The 13,424-nt window shown below is 34.8% G+C and carries 10 protein-coding genes; all 10 read right to left on the bottom strand.

Features of this window, described 5'->3' with window-relative positions; translation table 11 throughout:
- Positions 1 to 475: 475 nt before the first annotated feature.
- The 10 genes from AABD74_RS05665 to pyk all read right to left on the bottom strand — a co-directional run bounded on the left by AABD74_RS05665 (position 476) and on the right by pyk (position 13,421).
- Entirely contained in the window at positions 476 to 1,609 is a 1,134-nt protein-coding gene (locus AABD74_RS05665) for a BamA/TamA family outer membrane protein (protein ID WP_406844925.1), read from the bottom strand.
- Between the two features lie 114 nt (positions 1,610 to 1,723).
- Positions 1,724 to 2,698 carry a transporter gene (locus tag AABD74_RS05660; RefSeq protein ID WP_232677780.1) on the bottom strand — a complete coding sequence of 325 codons (975 nt, stop codon included), beginning with the start codon at positions 2,696 to 2,698 and terminating at the stop codon, positions 1,724 to 1,726.
- A 47-nt stretch (positions 2,699 to 2,745) separates the two neighbouring features.
- Positions 2,746 to 3,939 carry a helix-turn-helix domain-containing protein gene (locus tag AABD74_RS05655; RefSeq protein WP_406844924.1) on the bottom strand — a complete coding sequence of 398 codons (1,194 nt, stop codon included), beginning with the start codon at positions 3,937 to 3,939 and terminating at the stop codon, positions 2,746 to 2,748.
- Positions 3,940 to 4,074: 135 nt separating this feature from the next.
- On the bottom strand, positions 4,075 to 4,653 hold the full coding sequence (locus tag AABD74_RS05650; protein ID WP_232677782.1) for a DUF4136 domain-containing protein: 579 nt from the start codon (positions 4,651 to 4,653) through the stop codon (positions 4,075 to 4,077).
- 222 nt (positions 4,654 to 4,875) lie between these two features.
- Positions 4,876 to 6,276: a DUF2252 domain-containing protein gene (locus tag AABD74_RS05645; RefSeq protein ID WP_406844923.1), complete on the bottom strand. Its 1,401-nt coding sequence runs from the start codon at positions 6,274 to 6,276 to the stop codon at positions 4,876 to 4,878.
- 10 nt (positions 6,277 to 6,286) lie between these two features.
- Positions 6,287 to 7,738 carry a DUF1254 domain-containing protein gene (locus tag AABD74_RS05640; RefSeq protein ID WP_406844922.1) on the bottom strand — a complete coding sequence of 484 codons (1,452 nt, stop codon included), beginning with the start codon at positions 7,736 to 7,738 and terminating at the stop codon, positions 6,287 to 6,289.
- Positions 7,739 to 7,777: 39 nt separating this feature from the next.
- On the bottom strand, positions 7,778 to 8,605 hold the full coding sequence (locus AABD74_RS05635; RefSeq protein ID WP_232677787.1) for a hypothetical protein: 828 nt from the start codon (positions 8,603 to 8,605) through the stop codon (positions 7,778 to 7,780).
- A 95-nt stretch (positions 8,606 to 8,700) separates the two neighbouring features.
- Positions 8,701 to 9,717 (bottom strand): HAD family hydrolase, encoded by a 1,017-nt coding sequence (locus tag AABD74_RS05630; RefSeq protein WP_406844921.1) that lies wholly within the window; start codon positions 9,715 to 9,717, stop codon positions 8,701 to 8,703.
- Between the two features lie 67 nt (positions 9,718 to 9,784).
- Complete coding sequence (locus AABD74_RS05625; RefSeq protein ID WP_232677791.1) at positions 9,785 to 11,455, bottom strand: arylsulfatase; 1,671 nt, start codon at positions 11,453 to 11,455, stop codon at positions 9,785 to 9,787.
- Positions 11,456 to 11,987: 532 nt separating this feature from the next.
- On the bottom strand, positions 11,988 to 13,421 hold the full coding sequence (gene pyk / locus AABD74_RS05620; protein WP_232677792.1) for a pyruvate kinase: 1,434 nt from the start codon (positions 13,419 to 13,421) through the stop codon (positions 11,988 to 11,990).
- Between the last annotated feature and the right edge of the window lie 3 nt (positions 13,422 to 13,424).

The raw sequence follows: 13,424 nt of genomic DNA, 5'->3' as shown, positions 1-13,424 counted from the left end.
AAATTACTTAACAGTTTAATTAAGAAAGTAATTAGAAAAATCAGTTTTTATCAGCGTCTAATTGTGACGCGGATAAAACAGATTTACTTCGTAAAAACGCGGATAAACACGGATTTGATTTGCAATAATTTTATTTTCTAAAAGCTTAACTTAATGACATTGCCCTACGGGACAAAAATTGGCATGAATAAACTGATTTCTAACAATATGTAATCTCCTTCAAGATATTTTTTGTTACTCCGTTAGGAGTTAAATATTGACAGCAGAATAATAAAATCTGCCAGAAAAAATGAGGCTGTCTCAAAAGTCGAGACAACCTCTTTTTTATTCGGATACCTATCGGAGAAATTTTCCATTTACGCGATTCTCAACAGCTTGATTTTACTTTTAAGACAGCCTCTTTTTTTATGCCACAAAAAAAGCTGCCTCACTTTTGAGACAGCCTCATTTACTTTTTACTTTTTACAATTAATAATTATCTAAGCCAGTTACTTCCAAAAACTATGTAATATGCCCAGTCTTCGGGGCCTTTTGCTACGTCGACACCCATGCGGAGTTTGAATTTTCGGGCTAATAAATACCTAAATCCTGTTCCGTAGCTGTAAACAACGGGTTTTGCAAAGGCTTTATCCCAATCGTTAAAAGCACTTGCGAGGCCTCCGTAACCCATAAGGCTCCATCTTCGGTATAAATCCCATCGCAATTCGGCTTCGGTAACAATACTGGTTTTTCCCTGATATCGGGCAGCGGGAATTCCGCGTAAATTAATTCCGGGCAATAGATAAAAAGGCGGACTCCCAAACGCCTGCTCTCCTTCTACCCTAAGCCCGCCTATTAATTTTTTTGTTAATGGATAATATCCTATTGCCGATAAATTGACGCGCCAGGCATCGTAATCGCTTCCTATTGCGTCATCTGACCAAAAGAAATCTGACTGAAGCCGGATTCCTTTATCTGGTGTAAATATATTGTCGCGTCCGTCAAACTGAATCGCCGCTCCCACCTGACTTACTGTACTTTTAATGTCTTTTGGCTGTACAAATGGCGGGGGAAGATCTACATCTGGCAGATTAATTTTTGAGTTTAAAAAGAGGTATTGCGGCCCTGCACTCCACTTTGCATTTCTAAATTGTTTTAGCCATTGTGTATAAAAAATAGTTGACTTAAAATTGAGTTTAAATTCCTCATCGCTTGCATTGGGCAGATTGTTGGCATAAAAAGATAAATTCATATCGCCATAACCAGCCATAACACGATATAAGATTCTTGATTTGACTAAAGTTGCAGACCTAAAAGCGCCTGCCATCCAGCTTTTATTTTCGGTATACATACCAATTCCTCCCGTTATGTCTGGGTTTATAAACCGTTTTTTACCATTTTCGTCTACAACAGGCGGGCGTTTTTTAAGAAAAACGGGAACTATTGCACCTCCAATTCCACCCAAAGCAGGTTCTGTAATAACAGTAGGAACGACAATAAAACCATGTGCATAAATAATATAATCACTTAAATCAAAAGCTCCGTCAAGAGAATCTTTTGCCGTAATGTGAGGCTTTTGTGCGTTTATCGTTGTAAATGAAAAAAAGCAGAAAACAAAAATGAAAACCATTTTATGGAAAAATTTCCTATTTTTTAGGGAAGAATATAAATATATATTTCTCATTCAAATCAATTTAAATCTAATAGTATTCATTTAAAAACATCAACTCAAATCGTTTTACTGTTATCCCTTTTTTTCTTTTGCAAGACTAAATACATGGGCAAGTGTTAGGAAAAAAGTATTTCCCTGAAAACGGCTTTCGGCTCCAATTTCTGAAACCCAGCGAAGTCCTGCAGAAGTTTTGCACCCAATATGAAAATAATTTACTTCGGCACCCAAACCTCCAACTTTATCTTTTTCTGGCTCAAGTACTAAATTGCCCACCGGAATTTTGTCATTTGAAACTTTATATTGCAGATAATAAATTAAACCTGCATTTAGTATTCCGCTTGGAGCAGTTTTCGCAGCATTGAGCGTGTAAAAGGTTTTACCTAAACCTCCTTCAACACTTAAAATATCTCCAGTTTTTATATCCGTATCTTTCTTTTTTCCGTTTATTTCATATGATGCTAATGCTGAAAAATGAAATGTTTTTTTATCATTAAAATACACTGTTGATCCTGCAGAAAATTCATTCATCAACATTCCTAAACCGGCATTATCTGAAGCTCCCGCTGTATATCTTCCGGTTGGCAGGTAAAGCTGGTAACTAAAAACAAAATCGGCTCTTTTGTTGTGCCAGCCTAATTGAAGCGGCTGTACGTACATATCTGTAAAAGCAAGCGAGTTTTTTGAATCAATACTATTTCCCTGAATTGTGTTTGAAGCAAAAGCCAGTAAGATAGTGGCTCCGTAATTTGCGCCTAAAATTTTAAAATCGCTTACATAATTAGCCCCAACTCCGGTAATAAACATTGAAATATCAGGATTTGCTATAGATTCGTTACCGTCTGCATTTCTTAAGGAACCTGCATCATATAAGTAACCCGGTACGTAAACACTTAATGTATTTGCCGGAGTCTGAGTTCCTGATTGAAGACCCATCGATCCCAAAATATGCCCCCCTTTTAACTGTGCATTTCCCAAAAAGCAGGCGAACAGAAATGATAAGGTTGCTACTATTTTTATTGTTTGGTTTTGTGTTAATTTCGTTTTCATTGTTTTTCTCTTTAAATTATGAGGCGTTATAAGTAATCTATACAAACTCAGTTTGTAGATTGTTTAAAAAAATAAGAATTGCTTTTTTCAGGATTAATCCTGATTACTCTAAAATATTCAGAAGGAGATTTACCTGTGTGTTTTATAAAAGCCCTAAAACATGTTGTTCTGGATTTAAAACCAGAGGCCCAGGCCATTCCTTCGAGTGAAAGATCTTTCCAGTCAGAATCGTTTATTTTTTCTTTAAAATATCCGATTCGTTTTAAATTTATATAGTCCTGAAAATGCAGATTGAATTCAGAATTAATTAAACTGGAAAGATTGTTTACGGTAATTCCAGTTTCTTCTGAAATATCACGTATTACCAGATCTTTCTTTAAAAAGAGTTTTTTAGAATCAAAAATACTTTCCAGTTTGGCCAGATACAGCTGTCTTTTTTCGAATGTTAACTCTTTTACTATTGGCAATGAATTTTTAGTTTCCTGCGAAGCATAAGCTATCAGATTTTCATTGACAAAATCTAATGTTTCGTTTTCATTTGCATCATAAAAAATCTGCGGCTTAAAATAAAGCCAGCCAACCGTAAATATTAAAACAGATGAAATAAGAATGTAGCAGGATAAATCTACGTTATCGACATTATTAATTAAAAAGAAATGTACAAAAAGCGTTGAAAACAAAAACAATATTACCAGGTTATAAACCCTGATCCAGTTTAAAATCTTTATTCTCTGCGAATAATTCTCTTTAAATTTTTTAATGTCGTAATTTAAAATCATCATGGTCTGGCAAAATGCGTACATAAGCCAAACACTAAGGCTTAACATCGAAAAAGGGTTTTTAATTTTTACCGAAAGATAATCTATCAAATAAACATTGGTATAATTTCCTATCCAGACCACAATTGTCAGTGAGAAATAAATGAGGAATGGCAGGAAATGAAACCAGTCGTATTTTTTGAAAGATGTATTAGGGAATAAAACGTTTCTAACATATAAAAATGCACAGGGTGCTGCTAAAAAAATAAAGGATTTTGTGATCATAAACAGATCCGGGAAATCTTTAAAAACATTTGCCGATAGGTAAAAATTATAGATACTTACTAATGCAAGGCTAAACAAAAACAGTCCTAAGAAAAAACTTTTAGAATAGTTTTTCTTCGAAAAAAGAACCATAAACGAAGTCGCAAAACCTACAATCGTAGCTATAAAAAAGAAAAGCGAAAGCACTATATCGGTCATATATTTTAAACTTTAATGAGTTTATTCCTTTTTCTTTGAGAAGTAATTTTCAAAGAAAATAAAATGTGCGTTTTATAGGCTGTACTTATCAAAATTGAAAGTACAGCCTATTCTGTTTTAAATATTAATTCTAAACTATTTTTTTACAGCACCGGGAGGAAATCCTTCTAAGATTTTTTTGATAGAACTATTTATAAATTCTTCAGGATTGTCTGGTTTACTGTCAATTTGAGCATTTCCAACTCCCTGCCAAAGTAATTTTTGTGTTTTTGTAGAAACTATATCAATAACCAGCGAACCGTCGACATAATCATAAGTATTAAATGTTGTCGTGCCGCCGCCCATCATAGCTCCGCCGCCCCAATATCCATAAGGACGGTACATTCCGCCATAACCGTAGAAATTAGAATCTGCTGTAACTTGTGTTTTATTTTTTAAGATAGAAACTGCATTTACTTTTAAATCAGGATTTGAACTTTCTTTAAATCCTTTTGCAATCATTTCTGCACGAATTGCATTTGTAACACGGTCCACATTTAATTGGTTTACCTGGCCTTCCTGTGCCTTTAAATCATAAACTGCAAAAGTTTTATATTCACTAAAATTTGCAGAGTGATCGTAATCTGTTGTAACTTTTACAGTTGGAGAACAACCGTAAATTAAACCCAAAAATAAAATTGGGATAATGCGAAAATTTTTTCTTTTAATATTCATTTTGTAGAATTTAAATTAATGATTAATTACTTAACTGGAAATTATTAATTCTGAAAATCTTGAATGAACGATTAAGGGTCTGATAAAACGTAATTTAAACACAATTGCCTACGTAACAGTATTTTAACAAACATTCAAAGATAATCATTTTATTTAATTGATATAAATTTTTTAGCAAAAAATTCTTACTTATTTACAATTGCCATATTTATCCTGCACAAATTATGTTTCTGAAGAAACAGGCAGTCTTCCTTCTTTTATGGCCTTTATCATTTTGTTGTAATCTAATTCATTTTGATCTGCATATAAAATGGAAAATGTCGAAACTGCATTGGCAAATTCATGACCATCACCAATATATCCAGATAATATTGAGGGATCTCCGGAACGTGCATGCGCTCTCGCAAGTGCCCATCCGCAGGCTTTGGCATAATCTGTAAGGTTTTCTTCTTTCATTATTTCAAGAATGGGTTTGACTTTGGCATCACGAAGCTGACGGATGTAAAAAAATCTTCCTTTATCATCATTTGTCCATCCTAAAAATATATCCGAGGCAGACTGCATTAACTTTTGTCCCATTACGATTCGCTCTCCCTCATGGTTGTATCTTCTTTTAACTTTTACATATTGTTCTAACACGCTTTGTCTTGCTTCTTTAAACTGCAAAAAAATGGGTTCGCCCGTTGCAGACATTAGTAAACTGATTCCACAAAGCGTTCCTACACTTCCTACGCCTACCACTTTTATGGCAAAGTCATGCATAGAATATCTGCTTAGCAGGACTTGTTTGTCTTCTGGTAATGATTCAATATAGCGTTTATGTACTAGTTCAGCCTTTTTTAAAATTCGTTTTTCATCATTTCCGGACGAATGAAATATCAAAGGCGGTTCGTCTTTTATTCGCGCCCGAACTCCTTCCTGATAAGTCATCTTTGCAAATTCTTTCTCATGTGCCGTATATTCAGCTGCTTTTTTTATTCGTTTTTGATGAAACTCTTTTATTTCTTCATCTTTTCCGAGTTCGATAAGTTCTGCCAGATCAATATCAGCATACCAAATTTGAAGTGCTGATAATTTGCTGTATTCCAGCATATGTCTTTTATAACTATCTGCCACATGCCAGGCAAATTCTTTATTGCTTTTATTAGAAAATTTCAGCCATCTTCCTGCAATAGCAAAACTTGCGGCTAATCGTTTTACATCCCATTCCCACGGGCCCTGAAAAGTTTCATCAAAATCATTTATATCAAAAACTAATTTACGCTCTGGTGTGGCAAAACCTCCAAAATTCATTAAATGGCAATCGCCGCAAAGCTGTAAATCAATTCCTGTATTTGGAGTTTGCGCCAAATCTGCTGCCATAATTGCCGCTGCACCACGAAAAAATGCAAATGGCGATTCCATCATTCTCCTGTATCGAATTGGCAGCAGGCTTTCTATTCTTCCAATGCTGGTTTTTATCAAAATATCGATAGGATCTTCCCTGTTTTCAGATGGAGTAAATTCCTTATGTGAAGCGTGCAGCACAATTTTTCTGATCGCTGCACCTTTCTCATAGCGTTCTGCTTTTGATGCCAGTGGATCAAATGAAATTTCTGTTTTATCTGTTGTTTTTTCGACCATAAAATAATTCTTATTTCACTTCTTCAACATCTCCCATTTTCCATGTTTTGTCAAAAAATCCCTTTTCTGGTCCATAGAAACGTGCCAGTAATTCAAATTTTCTTTTTGGATCTGTCGGAACCCAGTTTGCTTCTTTACCTGCAGGGGCTTTTGCTCCAAAATAAATATCTACAGAACCGTCACTGTTTTTTTGAAGTCCTGGCGATGTTGATGCACGGCTGAAATATTTCATGTTTTTAATAAGTGCATGCGTTTCACGATCGTAAGCTGTTACAGACCAATATAATTTTACAGGTACTTTTGGCGGTAAGTGCAGCTGATATAATTTTGATCCATCAAGTGACTGTCTTTTATTATCTTTAATTGTCATTAAATAAAATTGTCCTGTGCCGAGATGTTTTGCACTAAAATAGGCCATTGAGTAACTTATGGCTCTTTCGCTAACCGGATATATATCAGGAACCGTATAATTAGACGATATTGCTTTTACAACGTCTTGAGAAGCTGGTAATGCCCAATTAGTTCCCTCATAAAAAGGCAGTTTAAAAATAGCTTCATAACCTTTATCAAGATAAATGTGTGCGTCTTTTGCCGCCGCATCCAGAATTTCTTTTTTTCTCGCATCAGCTTCAAAAGTTTTTCCTTTTTCAATACCAATCGATTTTAAAAAATCAACCATTACCAAATCTCGTGCTAGCCAGGGTTCACGCTGCACAAATTGATTCAGTATTTCAAAAAAATGAAAATTATACGGAATCGTATTGGTGAAATCAACCCCAAGCAAATCAGTAAACTTGGTTGCCGGAGAATTTGCTGCCTGAGAATAGGGATAAATTTTGATACGTTTTCCGTAATCAATCGCACGTTTAACATCACCTGGGCTTCCATCAGTAAGATTCGAACGAAGAATTGCAAAACCGGTATAGGTTGATGAAGGCATTGGAATATATCCTGCCGGCACTTTATCTTTATAATCTGGAGGCAAAATCAAATACTTTCCTCCTTTTCCTTTATCTATTCCTGCCGGACCAATATCTTCAATTGCAGTCTGCCATCCATCATCTAAACTTCCCGTTAAAGAAGAATTGCCTTCTGCAGGCGGAATTTCTAACACAACCGCCCCTTTTCTTGTATCATACAAAGGATTTATGTATACAACATCGGGATTAGGAGTTAAGGTTTGATTTTTTGAATTTATTAAACCTGACCAATAAACTATCTGATTGTAATCACCTTTTACTTTTACAAGACTTTCATACAGTAATTCTGAATTAACTGCTGGCATTCCCCAAATAACAGCTTCAACTGCACGGTTATACACAATTTGTTCTTCAATATTTGCTGGCTTAAATTGCGTTATTTGTCCGTTGTCTGCAACATCTTGTTCTTCATTTTTTGTAGTAGATTTTGCACAAGATACTAAATAGACAATTATTATTAGGGATAAAATTTTTGATTTCATACTTTATTTTTTAGTGATTAAAAAAATTAACTATGCATATTAAGACCCTGGAAAAACAAATGCAAGTATGGCTCGTAATCCCCAATCTGGTTTGGATTCAGAAGGACCCGTAATTGGAATTAAAGGTGAAATAGCAAACTGAACCACCTGATCGCCTAATTTTGTAACGGCACCAATAGAAGGATTTAATGATATTAATGTCGTTTTTGCATTCCAATTTTGTGTTATTTCGGCATTTACACCTAAACTGGCACCGCTTTTATAGCTGTGAGAAAGAAATATCTGGGTGTAAAACTGATTAAAATCGGCACGGTCTTCATTTCCGGCAACTGACCAGATTTGATTGGCAATGAAACCTACTGAAAGTCCTTTTCCCTGATGCATTACTAATGCACTTGGGCCTACTCCAAATTTTTCTGTTCCCAATAATTCATCTGTTGCTGTTGGAATTAAAAATGCCGGACCAATACCAAAAATTAGACCTTTTGTTTTAGGGGCAAAAAAAGCCGTAACTGTTGCGTCGCTTAACCCAAATTGATGGGTATTGTTTCCTGTAATATCTCTTTGGTCAACGACTGGCAATATATAACGGGTAATTAAATTTAGGTTTTCTGTTAATTTAAAAGGAATTACCGGCTGTATATTTATAGTATATTTTGATCCGTTAAAAGGACCAATACCATAATTTAAATTATTCTGCAAAGGCACACTAATTAAACTTGCCACGGGATTTGCCAATTTATCTGCCAATTCCTGTGCGCTAGCTCCTGCTTTGGGTACAGCTTCCTGAGCAGAAACAACAAAGAATAAAATAAAAAACAGGATGCTGAAAAATAATTTCTGACTGATATATCTGATTCGTTTCATAGCTGTATTTTAAGATTTTAATCAATCTAAAAATCCAAATGAAACAACCTTAAACAAGCGAAAGCTGCTTCATTTGAGATTTTAACTAATTCAAATTATTTATCTGCCAAAACTTTTTTCCAGTCGTCTTTAATACTTACCACATGCCACTTATTTTTTGCAGCTGTACTTAATGACAAATTATCTTTTTCCTGATAACTGTATTCTCTGATGGAATCGTTATGGTTTACTAATAATTGAAATGACGGATATTTGTTTCCCTGCGAATATTTCAGCATGGCAATATCACCTGCGCCGCCTTCATTTCCGCAGGCAAAAACCGGACGCTGACCTATATGCAGTTGTATGCCTGCGGGTTTGCCTTCTTTATCATTAAAATGATCCAAAACTGGTTCTCTCTGCACTGCATTTTTAGCATCATCATATTTGTATTTAAAAGAAGTTCCCACGACCTGATCTTTTGGAATACCATAATAATCCTGAGATATTGCTCTCACAACTTCAATTGTACCACCTGTTACGATATAGGTTTTAAATCCGTTTGCTCGGAGATAATTCAGCAGCTCTAATTGCGGCTGATAACGTATTTGTTTTATAGGAACATTTTTACCGGGATAAGCTGCCGTTTTAAAAAAATCATTTACTGCTGTTTCAAATTCGTCTTCGGTCATTCCGGTATGTGTTGCAGCAACAAGTTCTATCAGAGCTTTGTCACCTCCTTTTTCAAAAAAAGCTTTGTCTTTTTCAATTACTGCTTTAAATGGTTGTTTTTGTGCGAGGGCTGGGTTAGCCTGCACCATTTTTTTTACCTGATAAAAAGCAAATAATTCCTGAACATATGGCTTTTCTGCCCATAATGTCCCGTCATTGTCAAAAGTGGCAATTCTATCTTCGATGGGAATAAAATCTGGACTACCTTCTTTTGTGACTTTTTCGACATAAGCAATTATATCTTTTTTCAAAACTCCATCATTCCAGCTTGGTAAGGGATTACTGCTGGTTGCTATAACAGTGGTGCTGTCTTTAGGATTGACTGTAGTCGTGTTTTCATTTTTTTTACAGGAAATGAGTAAAAATAAAAAGAGTGGCAATATATATATTTTTCTATACATGATATTGATTTTTAATTTATAGAGCTTGAACTAGGAGATAATTCAAGCTCTATCAAGCATTATTTTTCTACTTCTTCTTTTTTGAATCTGCTGCTTCTTCCTCTTTTAATTTAGGCATCACATTTTTTTCTATATATTTTTGTGCCTTAATATCTTTCATTGCTTCTTCCATAATAGTATATGCAGAGAAACTCGGCGGAATTGATCTTGGTGGATATTCTTTAAATGTTTCAGCAAATGCAACCACATCTTGTATTGCTCCATACATCAGTTGCACATGATTCAATTGATAATCCCAGAATGTATTTGAAGTAATATCAGCTCTTTCAAAAGGATCTTGGTACAAATTGAATATCTTTTGTAAACGCAGTTTGGTAAAGGGCTCTGCCCATACTCCCATTGTACCCCCCAAACGCTGTTCTGCAAAAACATATTTATAATCGCCTTCTCTTAAACCAACCAAAAGACCATCATCATCTGTATAAAAGAATTTATCTCTTGCGCTTTTTTGTGTTTTACCACGTAAAAAATTACTTTGGTCAAAACCGTCTAAATGTATTTTATATGTTTTCCCGTTCGCAGTATACCCTTTTAAAAGTTTATTAGTTATATCTGGTTCTCCTGCTATTGATGCAAAAGTTGGAATCCAGTCATTATGACTCATTAATTCTGTAGTTACAGTTCCTGGTTTAATAACTCCTGGCCAGCGTACGATACAAGGTACACGGAAAGCTCCTTCCCAGTTGGTGTTTTTTTCTGAACGAAATGGTGTCATTGCTCCATCAGGCCATGTGTTCATATGTGGGCCATTATCTGTAGAATACACAACAATAGTATTATCTGCGATTCCTAAATCATCCAGGGCTTTTAAAATACTTCCAATAGTTTCATCATGTTCAATCATACCATCGATATATTCACTATCCCCATGTGTATATCTCCCCCTATGTTCTGCTCTAACATGCGTACGAAGGTGCATACGTGTGGCATTGAACCAGCAGAAAAATGGCTTACCCGCTGCATTTTGTCTTTTAATAAAATCAATTGCTGCTGCCGAAGTTTCATCATCTACAGTTTCCATTCTTTTTTTAGTAAGTGCTCCGGTATCTTCTATTTTTTGTTTTCCAACTTTTCCAAAACGAGGATCAACAGTGGCATCATCTGTACTTGTCGCCGTACATTTTAATACACCTCTTGGTCCAAATTTTTTCAAATATTCTGGATCTTTAGGATAATCCGGCAATTCTGGCTCTTCTTCTGCATTTAAATGATACAGGTTCCCGAAAAATTCATCGAAACCGTTTACAGTTGGTAAATTCTCATTACGATCCCCTACGTGGTTTTTACCAAACTGACCTGTTGCATATCCTAAGCTTTTCAAAATTCCTCCAATAGAAGGATCTAGCTGACTCATTCCCATTGGTGCTCCAGGAAACCCTACTTTTGTAAGTCCGGTTCTAAGACCATGCTGTCCTGTTAAAAAAGCTGCACGTCCTGCAGTACAACTCTGTTCTCCATAATAATGAAGAAAACGTAATCCTTCATTGGCTAAACGATCAAGATTAGGTGTTGTATACCCCATAAGTCCATCACTATAGGCACTAATATTAGTAGTTCCAATATCATCACCCCATAGTACCAAGATGTTGACTTTTTTATTCTGAGCTGTCACCTGAACAATTGTGAAGCATACTAGTGTGAAAAGCACTATAGCGTTTCTAAATTTACTTTGTTTCATAGTAATAAGATTTGTTAATAATTTTTGTTTATATAATTGTTTTCATGAAAAAAATCAAACTATAACTTTGCTAAAATGAGCAAATAGCAATCTATATTAAAAGCAATTTCTTATAACAAGTTTGCCGTTGTCGTTGGGAGAATTTGCAACAGCAATTTTTTAACGTTTTGTTAAGTATCTCAAAATTAAGTAATAAAAACACGAATTATCCTATTTTTAAGGTTTTACATTGTTGCAAGTTATAATTTGCAACATGAAAGCTATTTTATTTTGCTCCATGATGTTGCAAATTATAATTTGCAACGGGTCTAAAATTTAATCAAAACAGAATTTCAGGTGTCATTAATTTCTTTGTATGACATATTTAAGCTGCACAAATAACTGCAAGTGGTATTATCATTAATTATTATTGTAAGAAAATTCAAATATAACATTTTTTTTGAAAGTTTTTTCTTTCATGTTAAAAATTTTATAATAAAAAAGCTATCTGCTTAGCAGATAGCTTTTTGTATATTTTAGGTAATTTTAAAGACTATTCTATTTCAGATACTCTCATAGTATTAACCATTCCTTTTTCTTTAATTGGCATTGCAGCAAGGTTAATTAAATAATCCCCTTTTGATGCATAACCTTTTTCAACTGCAATTTTATTTACATCTGTTACAGTATCATCTGTACTTACTTCGTTATCATAGAAGAATGATTTAACTCCCCATAATAAATTCAATTGTGTTAAGATTCTTCTGTTTGAAGTAAATACTAAAATATGCGCCGATGATGGTCTCCATGCAGAAATTTGGAAAGCTGTATAACCGCTGTTTGTTAAGGTACAAATTGCTTTAGCTTCGATTTCATTTGCCAATAAAGCTGCCTGATGACAAACTGTTTTAGTAACAAAACGTTTTGTTTTAATTTGTGGTGTGTTTTGTGGAACCTGAATAAGTGGTGAATTCTCAACAGCCTCACAAATTTGTGTCATTCTTTGAATAACTTGTACCGGGTAATTTCCTGTTGCAGTTTCTCCAGACAACATTACAGCATCTGCACCATCCATTACTGAGTTTGCAACGTCATTTACCTCTGCTCTTGTTGGGGTTAAACTTGTAATCATTGTTTCCATCATTTGTGTTGCAACGATAACAGGAATTCTAGCCGTTTTTGCTCTGCGGATTAAGTCTTTTTGTACCAATGGCACTTCGTGAGCAGGAAGTTCAACCCCAAGGTCCCCACGGGCAACCATTAAACCATCGCAATATGCTACAATTTTATCCATGTTCTCAAGAGCTTCCGGCATTTCAATTTTAGCAACGATTGGAATTTTATATTCAGAATGCTTAGCGATTAATTCTTGTAAATCTTGTAAATCTCGAGGTGTTTTTACGAATGAAAGTGCGATCCAGTCTACTTTTTGCTCAATTGCAAAAATGGCATCAGCAATATCTTTTTCTGTTAAAGCCGGTAAAGAAATTTTCGTGTTTGGAAGATTAACCCCTTTTTTAGATTTTAATTCTCCACCCTGAATTACTTTAGCAACAACTTCTGTTTTTTTATCTGTCGAAACAATTTCAAAAATAAGTTTACCATCGTCAAGCAAAATGCGCTCTCCCGGATTAACATCATTTGGAAAATTTTGATATTTCATGAACACTCTTTGAGCAGTTCCAATAATATCTTCAGCAGTTGTAAAAGTGATAATATCACCATCGTGCACTACAGTTCCTTCTTCCATTACACCAACTCTTAGTTTTGGTCCTTGCAAATCTCCTAAGATTGCTGTAGTATAACCAAACTCTTCGTTCAGGCCTCTAATAATGTTAATTTTTTCCTTTACTCCTTCGTAGTCTGCATGCGAAAAATTGATTCTAAACACATTTACCCCTGCATCGATCATATCCTTGATAATCTCTCTCGTACCACATGCAGGACCTAGTGTAGCTACAATTTTGGTTTTCTTGTTTGTTAACATTTT

Source organism: Flavobacterium soyae (genome assembly GCF_045348165.1).
Taxonomy (GTDB): domain Bacteria; phylum Bacteroidota; class Bacteroidia; order Flavobacteriales; family Flavobacteriaceae; genus Flavobacterium; species Flavobacterium soyae.
The sequence above is the reverse complement of the archived record's forward strand: the minus strand, read 5'-3'. Positions and strand labels throughout refer to the sequence as shown.